We start from the raw sequence: 14,448 nt of genomic DNA, 5'->3' as shown, positions 1-14,448 counted from the left end.
CATGGCGAGCTGCCCCAGCGGACACACCTCCCGGTCGGCGGACTACTGCGACGTCTGCGGCGAGGCCATCGCCGGCGCCCCGGCGGGGAACGCCTCACCGGCGGGGAGCGCCGCGCCGCCCGCCCCGGAACCGCGGGCGTGCCCCGACTGCGGGACGCCCGGCGCCGACCGGTTCTGCGAGGTGTGCGGCTACGACTTCGAGACCGGCGGCGGCCTGCCCACGCCGAGGACGGCTCCCGCCCACAGCGCCCGGCCGGGCCCGCCCGTCCCGCCGGCGCCCGATCCGGCGCTCCGGGAACCGTCCAATCCGCGGCCCGCGCCCCCGATGCCCGCCCCGCCCGTGCCCGCGCCGCCGGTGCCGCAGCCGCCGGTGCCCGCGCCGCCCGTGCCGCAGCCGCCCGTCCCGGCGCCTCCGGTGCCCGCTCCGCCCGTTCCGGCCCCGCCGGTCCCCGGGGCGGTCTGGACGGCGGTGGTGACGGCCGACCGCGAGTACTTCGGCACGGTCATCGCCGAGGAGGGGCCCGACTCGGCGGCGCTCGCGTTCCCCCCGTACGCGCCCGAACGGCGGATTCCGCTCACCGGGCGGGAGATCCGGATCGGGCGGCGCAGCTCGTCCCAGCCGTCCCCGCCGGAGATCGACCTCCGCGAGCCGCCCGAGGACCCCGGCGTCTCCCACGTCCACGCGGTGCTGCTGGCCCGGCCGGACGGCGCCTGGACGCTGGTCGACCCCGGCTCCACCAACCGGACCTGCGTCAACGGGTCCACCGATCCGATCCCGTACAACGTGGAGGTCCCCGTCTCCGAGGGAGACCGCATCCACGTGGGCGCCTGGACCACCATCACGCTCACCCGAGGCGAGGCGACATGACGGCCGTTCAGCAGGCTCCCCCGGCGGGGCCCCCCGCCCCTTCCGCGCCGGCGCCGCCGCCCGCCCGCCGCGGCTCCGCCGGACGGCTCCGGCGGGCGTCCGACGCGCCGCCGGCCGGTGTCGCGCGGCTGCTGCCGCGCACGGTCGCGGCCCGCGTCCGGGCGCTGACCGCGCTGTCGCTCGTCCTGCTCGTGGTCCTGCTCGGCGCCGGCTGGGCGGCGATCGCGAACGCCCGCGAGGGCGTGCGGGTCATCGGCCACGACGCGGGCCCGCAGGTCGTCGCGACCGGCGACCTGTACTTCCAGCTCACCGACATGGACGCGCAGCTCGCCAACGCGCTGCTGATCGGCGGCGCGGCGGGCGGCGGGCGCGAGCAGGCCCTCGCCCGCTACGAGGAGAACCGGCAGAAGGCCGGGGACGCGCTGCTGAAGGCCGCCAAGCTCGCCGACGAGAAGACGGAGGACAACACCGCCAAGGACGTGCTGGACGCGCTCGGCCGCTACGAGCGGCTCGCCGGGCAGGCGCTGCTGCTCGACCGGCAGACCCCGCACGCGTCCGGGCCGCCGTCGCAGAAGGTCATCGACCTCTACCGGCAGGCGACCGACCTGATGAAGCTGGACCTGCTGCCCAAGGCGTACAACCTGACGCTCGACAACGGGACGCTCGTCCGGCACACCTACGAGGACAAGCGGTCCGCGGTCCTGACGGGCCGCACGGGGATCCTCGTCGCGGGCCTCGCGCTGCTGGCGACCCTCGCCGGGTTCCAGCTCTACCTGGCGAAGCGGTTCCGCCGCCTGCTGAACGTGCCGCTGGCGCTGGCCACGCTCGGCACGCTCGTCCTGGTCGCGGTGGGCGCCCTCATGCTGTCCGGTCAGGCGAACCATCTGCGCAAGGCCAAGGAGGAGGGGTTCGACTCGATCCTCGCCCTCTCGCGGACGCGCGCCATCAGCAACAGCGCGAGCGCCGACGAGACCCGCTTCCTGCTCGATCCCGGACGGGCGGACGCCTACGAGCAGGTGTACCTGAGCAAGTCCCAGACCGTCCTCTACCTGAAGGCGGGCAACCTGACCCAGTACAACGACGAGGTGCAGAAGGACCTGTCGTTCGAGCCCGGACGGGCGAAGTTCCTCGGGTTCCTCGGCACCGAGGCCAACCGGCCGGCGGAGTCGGGCGAGCGGGAGGCGCAGCTGGCGGGCGTCATGGGCAAGACCCTGAGCGCCTACCAGAAGGTCCAGGCCAACGACCGCCGGATGAGGGACCTCGTCAAGGCGGGGCAGCGGGACCAGGCCGTCGCCGCCCGCGGCGGCGCCGCCGCCGACTTCACCGTCTACGACCGCTCCCTCCAGGAGCTCGCCCGCGTCCACCAGAAGGCGTTCGACGAGGCGGTCGAGGACGGGGACGGCGGGACGAGCGGCTGGTACGCGGTCCTGCCCGCCGCAGGCGTGGTGATCGCCCTGCTCGTGCTCGCCGGGGTGCGTCCCCGCCTCGCGGAGTACCGGTGGTCGAAGTGAGGGCGCGGCGCGCCGCGGCGGCCGTCCTCGCCGCGGCCGCGGTCCTCGGGTCGGGCACGGCGTGCGGCGTCGCGGACGCCGGCGAGGAGTCGGTGGCCGGCGCGGACCGGCTCGTCATCGGCGTCAACGCCGACCAGCCCGGCGTCGGCGAGGGCAGGGGCGGCGGGTACGAGGGCTTCGACATCGACGTCGCCAAGGAGATCGCCCGGCGGCTCGGCGTCACCGGGGCGAACCTGGCGTTCAAGCGCGTGACCTCGGCGACGCGCGAGAAGATGCTGGGGAACGGCGACGTCGACCTCGTCGTGGCGAGCTACTCCGTCACCCCCGAGCGCAAGGTCGACGTGTCGTTCGCGGGCCCGTACTACGTCGCCCACCAGGACATCCTCGTCCGCGCGTCGGACGGCGCGAAGATCCGGAGCATCCACGACCTGAAGGGCAGGCGGCTCTGCAGGGTGCGGGGGTCGGTGTCGTTCCCCCGCGTCCACGACGAGCAGGGCATCGCCGCGCTGCCGGTCGAGGCGGACGGCTACGCCGACTGCCTGACCGACCTCGTCGCCGGCCGGCTCGACGCGGTCTCCACCGACGACCTGATCCTCGCGGGCCTCGCGGGCAAGGCGTCCGGAAGCGGCCAGAGGCTCAGCGTCGTCAACGCGCCCTTCACCGACGAGCCGTACGGCGTCGGCATCCGGAAGGGCGACGTGGCGGGCTGCGAGGCGGTGAACAAGGCGATCACCGAGATGTACCAGGAGAGGACCGCCCCGGCGTTGCTGAAGCGGTGGTTCGGGACGTCCGGACTGAAGATCACCACCACCGTCCCGCAGTTCGAGGGCTGCGTCTGAACGCGGCCACCAGTAGCACGGACCCGGTTACGCAGTGACACTGGACGTGCCGTTGAGACCCCCCGGTCATGGAGATCAGACGGTTACGTAAGTTCCGGTCGGCGTCCGTGATCGTAAGTTATGGTCGCGATCAAAACCCGATCCGGAAATCACCGTCCCGCCCGAGGAGTGCCATGACGACGGTCATCCTGGTGGTGATGTGCGTCGTGGTGGGGGCGCTGGAACTCTACGCGGGCAAGCAGAGCCGCGACCAGGCCAACGCGTTCACCCGCCGGATCGACGAGCTGAACGACCAGGTCACCAAGCAGAACAACGTCCTGGTCACGGTCGGCGAGCAGCTCACCGCCGAGCTGTCGCGGGTCAAGCAGGACGTGCTGCCCGCCCTCGACAACCGGCTCCGGCAGAACACCGGGCAGGTCGAGGAGCTGGCGGGCCTCGTCCACCAGGCCGACGACTACCTGCGGACGCAGGCGGGCCGGCTGCGCGAGCTGGAGCAGCAGCGGATCACCCTCGCGGCGCTGCGCCGCAAGCTCGGCGAGGTCGAGACGTCGGTGCGCGCCGTCACCCGCGCGCACGGCGAGTCCGCCTCCGGGAAGGTCGACGCGGCCCTGGACCGGCTGTCCGACCTGGAGCGCGGCGGCGCGGAGATCCTGGATCTGCAGCGCACCCTCACCCGCACCCTGGAGGACGTCGAGGACGTCGTCGCCGAGCTGCTCCAGTTCACCGAGGGCGAGCTGGACGACACCGTCACCGCGGCGCTCACCGGCCGTCCCCGCTCCCACGGCGACGCCGTCACCGCCACCGGCCGGCTCTGGACGCGCGACGACCAGCTGGAGGACATCCTCTGCGAGATGTACGAGCGGTGCGTGCGCGCGAGCCGGCTGAACGTCCGGTTCCGCACCGCCGAGGGCCCGGACGGGCCCGCGCCCGGCTCGCCCGAGCGGCGCCGCTACTTCCTCGGCGGGCACACCGCCGAAGACCTCGCCGGGGTGTTCAGCGCGCTGCTCATCTCCACGGGCGCCGACCTGCCGCACAACGGCGCCGCCGAGCCCAGGCGCGGGCTCGCCCGGGTGGAGCCCGGCGTCCCGTCCGGGGTCGAGCCGGTCCGCCCGCCCGAGGACGAGGCGGCCCTCAAGTCCCTCCTGCGGACGCTCGCCGAGTGCTCCGGCGCCGTCGCGCAGATCGGCCCGCTCATGGCCGTCCGGACGCGGGACGAGCTGCTGTGCGCGGTGCTGACGGCCGGGCAGTCACTGGAGCTGGAGAGCGACGAGGTGTTCTGGGACCCGGCCGCCGCGACCGTCCGGCTGCGGCGGCTGCCGACCCATCAGCTCTGGGACCTCACCGGCTGGGGCAGGGCGTAGGCCCGGACGCTGCGCTCGGCGGGGCCGCCGATGCGCACGTACAGCGGGCAGCCGGCCGCGCGGGTGAGCGGGTCGACCTCGGCGCACAGCCCGATCCCGGCCGCGCGGTCGAGGAACACCACGTTCTCCACCGCCCGCGCCCCGCGCACCGCGTACGGGACGGAGTCGGCGTCGGCGGTGTCGAACAGGTCCTCGAACGTCAGGCGGCGCGCGAACCGCATCAGCACGCCGGCGTCCACGACGCGGCTGCCGATCGCGGCGGAGGGGCCCGCGACGACGATGCCGAAGCTCGGGTCCTCCCGGCCGCGGACGTAGATCTCCCGGTCCGGTTCCAGGCCCCGCCGGCGGTCCGGGACCTGCACGCCGAACCCGGTGTCGCCGTCCAGGTAGGCGGGCGGCCCGAAGCCGGGGGCCGCCGTCCCGGGCCGGACCCGCAGCGCGCCCGCCGGCATCTCCCAGCCCGGCAGGTAGACGCCGAGGCCCCGCAGCAGCAGCCGCCAGATGGGACGTCCCGTCACGTCCGGCGTGAACTCCATGGGTTCCATCATCGGGCTCCGGCTCCGCCGTCCACAAGATCCTCTCGGGGGCCAGAGCCCTTACCGCGCGGCCGCTGCGCGGCCGGCGGCGCGTCGGCTACCGTTGGAGCAACCGGATCATGACGAGGACGCCGCCGTGAATCTGCAGGACATGATGGTGCACCGCGACAACTCCTCGCGCACCGTCGACAAGTATCTGATGTCCTACGAGGGGCGCGTCATCGCGGTGCGCAAGCATCCCGCCGTCCTCCTCGTGCCCGTCGCGGCCGTCGTCGCCGGGCTCGTCGCGTGCGGCGCGGTCAGCGCGGTGACCGGCATCGCCTGGATCTGGTGGCTGTGGCTGATCACCGTCGCCTACCTGGCCTGGAAGGTCATCGCCTGGTCGGTGGAGTTCTTCCTGGTCACCGAGCACCGGGTGATGGTGATCAACGGCGTGTTCAACCGCAACGTCGTGATGATGCCGCTGGCCAAGGTCACCGACATCACGCTGAACCGCTCCATGGGCGGCCGCCTGCTCGGCTACGGCGAGTTCCGCACCGAGACCGCGGGCCAGAAGCAGTGGCTCCAGAGCATCCCCTTCATGCCGTACCCGGAGCAGCTCTACCTGGAGGTCTCCTCGGTGATCTTCGGCAGCACCGACGCCTCCCCCGACTGATCCGGCCGGTCTCACGAGTCGAAGCCGAGGCCCATGCGGTCGAGGGTGCGGAGCCAGAGGCCGCGGCGGCCCGCGTTGCGGTCGGCGCGGGCGATCTCGCGGCGGGTCAGCTCGATGACGCCGTACCGGAGCGGCTCGGGCGGGAACGGGACGGGCTTGGTGCGCACCATCGTCAGCCGTGTCCGCTCGGTGTCCTCGCCGGGCGCGAGGCCGACGCGCAGCAGGTCGAGCATGACGTCCGCGCCGAAGCGGGTGGCGCCGACACCGAGGCCGGTGTACCCGGCCGCGTAGGCGAGCCTGCCGTCGAAGGCCGTCCCGAAGAACGCGCAGAAGCGGCTGCACGTGTCGATGACGCCGCCCCAGGAGTTGGTGAAGCGGACGCCTTCGAGCTGCGGGAACGTCTCGAAGAAGTGCCGGGCGAGGGTCTCGAACGTGGCGGGGCGGTTCTCCAGTTCGCGCCGCATCCCGTTGCCGTAGTGGTACACGGCGTCGTAGCCGCCCCACAGGATCCGGTCGTCGGCGGTGAGCCGGTAGTAGTGGAACTGGTTGGCGCTGTCGCCGACGCCCTGCCGGTGCCGCCAGCCGATGGCCGCGCGCTGCGCGGGAGTGAGCGGTTCCGTCATCAGCGCGTAGTCGTACACGGGAACGACGTAGTTGCGCAGCCGCCTCACCAGCGGCGGGAACGCGCCGGTGCCGAGGACGACCCGCCGGGCGGCGACCGCCGCACCGTTGTGGACGGTCAGCCGGAGGCCGCCCCCGCCCGGATTCAGGCCCGTGACGCGGGCGTTCTCGAAGATGCGGACGCCGAGGGAGCGGCACGCGCCGGCGAGCCCCCACGCCAGCTTCGCTGGGTGCACCATCGCGGCCGAGTCCGGGTTCCACAGCCCGGCGCGGTAGGTCGGCGAGTCGACCTCGGCGCGGACGGCGTCCCGGTCGAGGAGGACGGGCTCCCAGCCGAGCCCGGCCGCCGTCTCCGCCGCCTCCGCGAGGCCCGGGACCTGCCATTCCTCGGTGGCGACGTCCATCTCGCCGGTGGGCTCCCACTCGGCGTCGATCCCGTACTTCGCGAGGGTGTCGCCGATGGCGCGGAGGTTGCCGCGGCCGAGGCGTTCGAGGGCCGCCATGTCGTCCGGCCAGCGTCCGGCGCCGTTCTCCAGGCCGTGGGTGAGGCTGGCGGCGCAGAACCCTCCGTTGCGTCCCGACGCGGCGGCGCCGATCCGGCCCGCCTCCAGCACGACCACGTCCAGGGACGGGTCGCGCTCCTTGGCGAGCAGGGCCGTCCACAGGCCGCTGTAGCCGCCGCCGACGACCGCGAGGTCGCACGCCCGCGTCCCCTCCGGCGGCGGACCGGCGGCGGGGCGGGCCCCGTCCTGGAGCCAGAACGGCACGGGCTCGGCCTCGGCGAGCGCCTTCCGGACGTCCATCTCAGCGCGCCGCGCGGATGTTGCGCCGCGCGGCGACGACCGCGATGACGATGCCGACCGCGAAGATGAGCGTCCCCATCACGTTGACCTGCGGCGGCGTTCCCGTCCGGGTCGAGCCGTAGATCCACAGCGGGAACGTGACGGTGGCGCCGCTGGTGAAGTTGGTGATGACGAAGTCGTCGATGGACAGCACGAACGCCAGCAGCGCCCCCGCCAGCACGCCTGGCATGATCATCGGCAGGGTGACGAGGCGGAACCGCGTCCACGGGCCGGCGCCGAGGTCCTGCGCCGCCTCCTCCACCGCCGGGTCGAGGCCGACGACGCGGGCCCGGACGGTGACGGCGACGAACGCGATGGAGAACATCACGTGCGCCACGAGGATCGTCAGGTAGCCGCGCGGCAGGTTGAACGTGACGAACATCGACAGCAGCGACGCGCCCATCACGATCTCCGGGCAGGAGATCGCCATGAACAGCACGAGGTTCGTCGAGCCCTTGCCGCGGAACCGGTACCGGCCGAGCGCGAGGCCCGCGAACGTCCCGAGCACCGTGGTGATCAGCGTGCTGAGCAGCGCGATCGTCAGGGAGTTGACGACCGCGGTGGTGAGGTCGCCCTTGTCGAACAGGTGCCGGTACCACTTGAGCGTGAAGCCCTGCCACTCGAAGTTCTGCTTGCTGCGGGTGTCGTTGAACCCGAACAGGATCATGATCGCGATGGGCAGGATCAGCCAGGCGATCAGCACGAGGGTGTAGGCGTGCAGCCCGGAGACCTTCCGCTTCGGACGGGCCGGGGGCCGCTCCGCCGGGGCCTCGGTGGTGGTGAGGGTCGTCATCGTCCCGCCGCCTCCAGAACGTCCTCGGTGCCGAGGGTCCGCGCGTAGGCGAAGATCCCGACGAGCAGGATCGCCATCAGCGAGAACGACAGCGCCGACGCCATCGGGTAGGCGCTGTTGTTGAAGTACTCGGTCTGGATCACGTTGCCGATCATGGTGTTCTGCGGGCCGCCGAGGACCTCGGCGTTGACGTAGTCCGACGACACCGGCACGAACGTCATGATGACGCCGGCGAAGACGCCGGGCAGCGACAGCGGCAGGATCACCCGCGTGAACGCCTGCAGGCGGCTCGCGTACAGGTCGTAGGCCGCCTCGACCACCCGGTGGTCGATCCGCTCCAGCGCCACGTAGATCGGCAGCACCATGAACGGCAGGAAGTTGTAGGTGAGCCCGGACACGACCGCGACGCCCGTGTCGAGGATGTGGAAGTCGTCGGGGAGGACCGTGCCGCGCAGCGGCCCGAGGATCGGCCCGTTGTCGGTCAGGACCAGCTTCCAGGACACCGTCCGCAGGATGAACGACACGAAGTACGGCAGCAGGATCAGGAAGAGGTACGTCGACTTGTGCCGTCCGCCGCGGAACGCGATCCAGTACGCGGCCGGGTAGGCGATCACGATGCACGCGACCGTCGCCAGGAACCCGTACCAGAGCGACCGGACGAACTTGTCGCCGTAGGTGTCGATCCCGTCGAGGTAGTTCTGCCAGTGGAACGTCTGCCGGAACCCGTCGATGAGGTTCCCCGTCTGCAGCGACAGGGACACCATCAGCACCATCGGGACGAGGAAGAACGCCGCCATCCACAGCCCGCTCGGCAGGATCATGAGGTACGGCGTGAGCCGCCCCCGTCCCCGCGCCATCACGACCCCTTGGAGATGGGCTCGAAGATCTTCTGGTAGTCGGCCTCCTCGGCCTGGGTGAGCCGCCGGTAGTGCCGCAGCTTCGCCAGGTCGTTCTCGGACGGGAAGATCAGCGGGCTGGTGCTCAGCCGGGTCAGGTCCTTCTTGTCCGATCCCGTGGCCTGCGCCGCCTTCTGCTCCAGGATCGCCCGCGTGGACGGGATCGGCGGCATGTAGTTGATGAACTCGGTCAGCGGGGCGTTGTTCTCCGGGACGTACAGCCAGTCCATGAGGGTCAGCGCGTCCACCGGGTTCGCGGCGGTCTTCGGGATGCAGATGTTGTCGGTCCAGATCGTGCCGCCCTCCTCGGGCACCACGAACTTCACGTCCGGGCTGGTGAGGCTGTAGACGTCACCGGACCACGCCATCGTCATCCACACGTCGCCCTTGCTGACGGCGTCGACGTAGTCCTGGCTGTAGTACTTGCGGACGATGCCCTTGTCGCGCTGCTCGCGGAGCTTCGCGGCGGCCTTCTCCCAGTCGGCCTTCGTCGACTTCTCCGGGTCGATGCCGAGCAGGAACATCCCGAAGTTGCCGAGCTCCTGCGAGTCGCCCATCATGCCGACCTTGCCCTTGTACTTCGCGTCGAAGAGCTGGGCGATGCCGGTGATCTCCTCGTCGACGTACTTGGTGTTGTACGCGATGCCCGTCACGCCCGACTCGTACGGGATCGTGTGGGCGTTGCCGGGGTCGTAGGACGGGTTCTTGAACGACGCCCCCGCGTTCTTCTGGAAGTTCGGCAGCTTCGACAGGTCGAGCGGCGCCAAATAGCCGAGCTGGCGGGACTGCTCCAGCTGGATCCCGTTCGTCATGACCATCAGGTCGAAGCCGATGGACTGGCCGGCCGACAGCGGCGCCTGGATCTTGCCGAACCACGGGCCCATCTCCTGGATGACCTCCTTGTAGGTCACCTTGATGCCCGTCTCCTTCTCGAACGCCTTGATCGTCGAGTGGTCGTCCTGCATGTAGCCCGGCCAGTTCGCCCAGTCGAGCCTGCCGTTCTTGGCCTTGCCCGCCCAGTACTGCTGGACGTCGGTCCGGCTGACCTTCTCCTTGCCGCCCTGCCCCTGCACGCCGCAGGCCGACAGGGCGAGGCCCGCGCCGGCCGCGCCCATCAGCCGCAGGACGTCCCGGCGCGCCATGGCGGACCGTGCCAGGCGCGGGCGGGTGAGTCCGCGCAGGAAGGCGGGGTCGATGTTGCTCACTGGGGGGCTCCTATGGCGTAAGAGTGGCGCGGGTCCCACGACAGCCAGACGCTGTCGCCGCGGGCGGCGATGTCGTCGGCGGACGTGGCGTTCTGCAGGAACACGACCACGTCGGCGCCGGCGGACGTGGTGATGTTGTAGTTCGTCGACGTCCCGAGGTACACGACCTCGGTCACGGTGCCGCGGACGCCGCACAGGTCGTCCGCCGGCCGCTCCAGCGCGATGCCGATCTTCTCGGGCCGGACGGTCAGCTCCAGCCGCTCCCCCGCCGCGATCTTCCGGCCGCCGCCGACCGGGACCTCGATCCGCCCGTCCGGGCCGTAGGAGATCACCGCGGCGCCTCCCCCGGCCTCGGTGACCTCCCCGCCCAGCAGGTTGGACGTCCCGATGAACCCGGCCACGAACCGCGTCGCCGGATGCTCGTAGATCTCCCGCGGCGTCCCGAGCTGCTCGACCCGCCCGTCGTTCATGACCGCGATGCGGTCCGACATGGTCAGGGCCTCGCCCTGGTCGTGCGTCACGTACACGAACGTGATGCCGACCTCGCGCTGGATGCGCTTCAGCTCGACCTGCATCGCCTGCCGCAGCTTCAGGTCGAGCGCGCCGAGCGGCTCGTCCAGCAGCAGGGCGCGCGGCCGGTTCACCAGCGCGCGGGCCAGCGCGACCCGCTGCTGCTGGCCGCCGGACAACTCGGCGGGACGGCGCCTCTCCCGTCCCGCCAAGTCGACGATGTCCAGCATGTCCCCGACCCGCGACGTGATGTCCGCCTTCGGGACGCCGCGCCGGCGCAGGCCGAACGCGACGTTCTCGAAGACGCTCATGTGCGGGAACAGCGCGTACGACTGGAACACCATGTTCACGTCGCGCCGGTTGGCGGGCACGTCGGTGACGTCCTGCCCGTGGAGGCTGACCCTGCCCGCCGTCGGCTCCTCGAACCCGGCGATCACCCGCATGGTCGTCGTCTTGCCGCAGCCGGACGGGCCGAGCAGCGAGAAGAACTCGCCCTGCGCGATCTCCAGGTCGATGCCGCGGACCGCGGCCACGGTCTCGCCATGGGCGTGGTACGCCTTCTCCACTCCCGTGAGCTCGATGGCGGGAACTGCGCGACCCGGGTCATCGCGCGCCGGGGCCTGCTGGGTCTCGGTCATGGCGGGGTCTTCCTTCACGGGCTCGTTCGGCGGTGCTCAGCCGCCGATGTAGTGCATGACGTGCTTGACGCGGGTGTAGTCCTCGATGCCGTACATCGACATGTCCTTGCCGTAGCCGGAATGCTTGAAGCCGCCGTGCGGCATCTCCGACACGAACGGGATGTGGGTGTTGACCCACACGGCGCCGAAGTCCAGGGCCTTGCTCATCCGCATGGCGCGACCGTGGTTCTGCGTCCACACGCTCGCGGCGAGGCCGTACTTGACGCCGTTGGCCCACGCGACGGCCTGCTGCTCGTCCGAGAAGCCCTGCACGGTGATGACCGGGCCGAACACCTCGTTCTGCACCAACTCGTCGTCCTGCTTCAGCCCGCCGACGACGGTGGGCGCGAAGAAGTAGCCGCGGTCGCCGACGCGCTCGCCGCCGGTGAGGACCTCCGCGTGGCCGGGCGCCCGCTCGATGAAGCCGCGGATCCGGTCGAGCTGGCCCTCGCTGTTCACCGGCCCGTAGTAGGCGCCGGTGTCGCTCGGCGGGCCGACCGCGGTCCCCTTGGCGGCCTCGACGAGCGCCTCGGTGAACTCTTCCCGCAGCCGTTCGGCGACGAGCACGCGGGTGGCGGCCGTGCAGTCCTGGCCCGCGTTGAAGTACCCGGCCTCGGCGATGCCGGTCGCCGCCGCCGCGACGTCCGCGTCGTCGAACACCACGACGGGCGCCTTGCCGCCGAGTTCCAGGTGGACGCGCTTGAGGTCCTTGGCGGCCGCCGCGGCGACCTCCATGCCGGCCCGCACGCTGCCCGTGATCGACACCATCTGCGGCGTCGGATGCTCCACCAGCGCGCGGCCCGTGTCCCGGTCGCCGCAGATGACGTTGAAGACGCCCGGGGGCAGGAACTCCGCGGCGATCTCGGCCAGCATGAGCGTGCTCGCCGGCGTCGTCTCGGACGGCTTGAGCACGACGGTGTTGCCCGCCGACAGCGCCGGGCCGAACTTCCAGACGGCCATCATCATCGGGTAGTTCCAGGGCGTCACCTGCGCGCACACCCCGATCGGCTCCCGCCGGACCGAGGACGTGTGGTCCGCCATGTACTCGCCGGTCGCCTTGCCTTCGAGAACCCGTGAGGCCCCGGCGAAGAAGCGGAGATTGTCCACCATGGGGGGCATCTCCTCGTCCAGGGTCAGCTGGACCGGCTTGCCGGTGTCGCGGACCTCGGCCCTGACGAGCTCCTCGGCCCGCGCCTCGACCGCGTCCGCGAACCGCAGCATCGCGAGGCTCCGCTCCGCCGGCGTGGCGTCGCGCCAGGCGGGGAACGCGTCGGCCGCCGCGCGGAACGCGGCGTCGACGTCCGCGGCGCCGGACACGGGCGCCTCCGCGTACGTCTCGCCGGTGCTGGGGTCGGCCACCTCCAGCGTCCGCCCGTCCTTGGCGTCCACGTACTCGCCGCCGATAAAGTTGCGCAGCCGCTCGCCGCTCATCCTCAGGTCCCTCCTGGGCAACGCCGCCCGTTGTGTCCTGTTGGCCCGACCCTTACAGAGGTTTCAGCCCAACACAAGTGATTCCGTTGTTACGATCGAATTTCACGACTAATTCACTTGATGCAGACGCCTCACACCCTCGATGCCGCAGCTAGGAGACAGTGATGGAACGCGCACCCCGCGTCCAGCTCGACGAGACCGCGAAGCACATCATCGAGCAGCTCCAGCAGGACGGCCGCCGCTCCTACGCCGCCATCGGCAAGGCCGTCGGCCTGTCGGAGGCCGCCGTCCGCCAGCGCGTCCAGAAGCTCCTCGACACCGGCGTCATGCAGATCGTCGGCGTCACCGACCCGCTCATGCTCGGCTTCTCCCGGCAGATGATGATCGGCGTCAAGTGCGAGGGCGACCTGGAGAAGATCGCCGACGAGCTGGCCGGCCTGCCCGAGATCGACTACGTGGTGATCACCGCAGGCTCGTTCGACATCCTCCTGGAACTCGTCTGCGAGGACGACGAACGCCTGCTCGAACTGCTCGGCCGCATCCGCGCCGTCCCGGGAGTCGTGTCCACGGAAAGCTTCGTCTACCTCAAACTGCGTAAACAGACCTACTCCTGGGGAACGCGCTGAATGCTCCACACAGATTCTCGTTCTCAGTGGGGATGTTCTGGCAACACCTCCCGGCGTACTTTTAGATGCCGTAAGGAAGGAGACCGGCCATGCCCGAGTCGGTCCGCCAGGACCTTCCCGCCACCGAGCACATCGCCTTCCGCACCTCCGCCGACCAGTTCCTCGTGATCCGCGAGGCGGCGGAGCTGATCGGCTGGACGGTCAACGACTACGTCCTGTCCGCCGCCCTGGACCGCGCCGAACGCGACCTGTACGAGCACGCCGCCGCCCAGGAACCGCCCCCCGATCCCACCGCGGCGACCCCCTACGTCGCCCTCGTGACGGCCATGACGAGCTGACCGCCTCACGCGCCGAGCGCACCGGCCAGGCGCTCGGCGTACGCGGCCGCCTCGGCGTCCGACTCGTACTTCTGCCGCGGCCAGAAGAACCCGCGCAGCCCGTCCTTGCGGTTGCGCGGCACGACATGGAGGTGCAGGTGCGGCACACTCTGACTGACCCGGTTGTTCATGGCCACGAACGACCCCGCCGCACCGAGCACCGACTCCATCACGCCCGCGAGCCGCTGCGCATGCCCGAAGAACGGCCCCAAAAGCTCTCCGGGCAAATCCGTGAGCGTTTCGACGTGCACACGCGGGACCAGCAGCGTATGCCCTTTGAACAAAGGCCGCGCGTCAAGAAACCCAAGAGCGTCCGGCACGTCCAACACGACATGCGCACTGCGCTCTCCACGGACAATCTCACAAAACACACAGCCATCACCCATCCCCCTATCCTCCCTCACCCCCACCACCCCAAAAAAGCCCCACCACACCCCCCAAGCCGCCACCCGAACCTCCCCGAACCTGGCCGCCCCCACCCGGGCCGGGCCGCCCCCACCCGGGCCGGGCCGGACCCACCTGGGCCGGGCCGAGCCAGTTCGGGCCGGGCCAGATCCCGGCCGGGCCGGGCCGGGTTCCGGCCGGGCCACGTTCGGGCCGAGCGGTGCGCCACTTCGACAACCGTGTCGACGCGCACCTCGCCGAGGTGCGCCTCGACGACCGCGACCCCCGGGCCGGGCCGGACCAGGTTCGGGCCGGG

Annotated in this window: 15 protein-coding genes; 7 read left to right on the top strand and 8 right to left on the bottom strand. The window is 71.4% G+C overall.

Annotated features, from left to right (window positions below; all coding sequences use genetic code 11):
• Position 1: 1 nt before the first annotated feature.
• From ACA511_RS32925 to ACA511_RS32910, 4 genes are all read left to right on the top strand, one after another.
• Positions 2-868 carry an FHA domain-containing protein gene (locus ACA511_RS32925; RefSeq protein ID WP_375028584.1) on the top strand — a complete coding sequence of 289 codons (867 nt, stop codon included), beginning with the start codon at positions 2-4 and terminating at the stop codon, positions 866-868.
• On the top strand, positions 865-2,379 hold the full coding sequence (locus ACA511_RS32920; RefSeq protein WP_375028583.1) for a hypothetical protein: 1,515 nt from the start codon (positions 865-867) through the stop codon (positions 2,377-2,379). Before ACA511_RS32925 ends, ACA511_RS32920 begins: the two co-directional genes overlap by 4 nt.
• Complete coding sequence (locus ACA511_RS32915) at positions 2,367-3,218, top strand: transporter substrate-binding domain-containing protein (RefSeq protein ID WP_375028582.1); 852 nt, start codon at positions 2,367-2,369, stop codon at positions 3,216-3,218. Before ACA511_RS32920 ends, ACA511_RS32915 begins: the two co-directional genes overlap by 13 nt.
• A gap of 173 nt (positions 3,219-3,391) precedes the next feature.
• Positions 3,392-4,579 carry a hypothetical protein gene (locus ACA511_RS32910; RefSeq protein WP_375028581.1) on the top strand — a complete coding sequence of 396 codons (1,188 nt, stop codon included), beginning with the start codon at positions 3,392-3,394 and terminating at the stop codon, positions 4,577-4,579.
• Here the strand turns inward: ACA511_RS32910 and ACA511_RS32905 are convergent.
• Positions 4,543-5,115: a hypothetical protein gene (locus ACA511_RS32905; protein WP_375028580.1), complete on the bottom strand. Its 573-nt coding sequence runs from the start codon at positions 5,113-5,115 to the stop codon at positions 4,543-4,545. The genes ACA511_RS32910 and ACA511_RS32905 overlap by 37 nt on opposite strands.
• Before the next feature lie 136 nt (positions 5,116-5,251).
• On the opposite strand from ACA511_RS32905, the gene ACA511_RS32900 reads away from it, so the two are divergent.
• The gene (locus ACA511_RS32900) at positions 5,252-5,770 is read left to right on the top strand and encodes a PH domain-containing protein (RefSeq protein ID WP_375028579.1); all 519 of its coding nucleotides are present in this window, start codon (positions 5,252-5,254) and stop codon (positions 5,768-5,770) included.
• Positions 5,771-5,781: 11 nt separating this feature from the next.
• Here the strand turns inward: ACA511_RS32900 and ACA511_RS32895 are convergent, their stop codons facing one another.
• The 6 genes from ACA511_RS32895 to ACA511_RS32870 are packed head-to-tail and all read right to left on the bottom strand — an operon-like array spanning position 5,782 to position 12,745.
• Complete coding sequence (locus ACA511_RS32895; protein WP_375028578.1) at positions 5,782-7,194, bottom strand: NAD(P)/FAD-dependent oxidoreductase; 1,413 nt, start codon at positions 7,192-7,194, stop codon at positions 5,782-5,784.
• Position 7,195: 1 nt separating this feature from the next.
• Positions 7,196-8,026 (bottom strand): ABC transporter permease, encoded by an 831-nt coding sequence (locus tag ACA511_RS32890; protein WP_375028577.1) that lies wholly within the window; start codon positions 8,024-8,026, stop codon positions 7,196-7,198.
• The gene (locus tag ACA511_RS32885) at positions 8,023-8,883 is read right to left on the bottom strand and encodes an ABC transporter permease (RefSeq protein WP_375028576.1); all 861 of its coding nucleotides are present in this window, start codon (positions 8,881-8,883) and stop codon (positions 8,023-8,025) included. Before ACA511_RS32885 ends, ACA511_RS32890 begins: the two co-directional genes overlap by 4 nt.
• Complete coding sequence (locus tag ACA511_RS32880; RefSeq protein ID WP_375028575.1) at positions 8,883-10,127, bottom strand: spermidine/putrescine ABC transporter substrate-binding protein; 1,245 nt, start codon at positions 10,125-10,127, stop codon at positions 8,883-8,885. Before ACA511_RS32880 ends, ACA511_RS32885 begins: the two co-directional genes overlap by 1 nt.
• The gene (locus ACA511_RS32875; protein ID WP_375028574.1) at positions 10,124-11,275 is read right to left on the bottom strand and encodes an ABC transporter ATP-binding protein; all 1,152 of its coding nucleotides are present in this window, start codon (positions 11,273-11,275) and stop codon (positions 10,124-10,126) included. Before ACA511_RS32875 ends, ACA511_RS32880 begins: the two co-directional genes overlap by 4 nt.
• A gap of 36 nt (positions 11,276-11,311) precedes the next feature.
• Positions 11,312-12,745 carry an aminobutyraldehyde dehydrogenase gene (locus ACA511_RS32870; RefSeq protein ID WP_375028573.1) on the bottom strand — a complete coding sequence of 478 codons (1,434 nt, stop codon included), beginning with the start codon at positions 12,743-12,745 and terminating at the stop codon, positions 11,312-11,314.
• 164 nt (positions 12,746-12,909) lie between these two features.
• On the opposite strand from ACA511_RS32870, the gene ACA511_RS32865 reads away from it, so the two are divergent.
• Both ACA511_RS32865 and ACA511_RS32860 read left to right on the top strand, forming a co-directional pair.
• Complete coding sequence (locus ACA511_RS32865; RefSeq protein WP_375028572.1) at positions 12,910-13,371, top strand: Lrp/AsnC family transcriptional regulator; 462 nt, start codon at positions 12,910-12,912, stop codon at positions 13,369-13,371.
• A gap of 89 nt (positions 13,372-13,460) precedes the next feature.
• The gene (locus tag ACA511_RS32860) at positions 13,461-13,709 is read left to right on the top strand and encodes a DUF1778 domain-containing protein (RefSeq protein ID WP_375028571.1); all 249 of its coding nucleotides are present in this window, start codon (positions 13,461-13,463) and stop codon (positions 13,707-13,709) included.
• A gap of 5 nt (positions 13,710-13,714) precedes the next feature.
• Here ACA511_RS32860 and ACA511_RS32855 read toward each other — a convergent pair whose 3' ends face one another.
• Complete coding sequence (locus tag ACA511_RS32855; RefSeq protein ID WP_375028570.1) at positions 13,715-14,134, bottom strand: HIT family protein; 420 nt, start codon at positions 14,132-14,134, stop codon at positions 13,715-13,717.
• Between the last annotated feature and the right edge of the window lie 314 nt (positions 14,135-14,448).

The sequence above is a fragment of the Actinomadura sp. GTD37 genome (assembly GCF_041951365.1).
Classification (GTDB): Bacteria; Actinomycetota; Actinomycetes; order Streptosporangiales; family Streptosporangiaceae; genus Spirillospora.
Note: the sequence above shows the minus strand (reverse complement) of the source record. Positions and strands in the feature narration are given on the sequence as shown.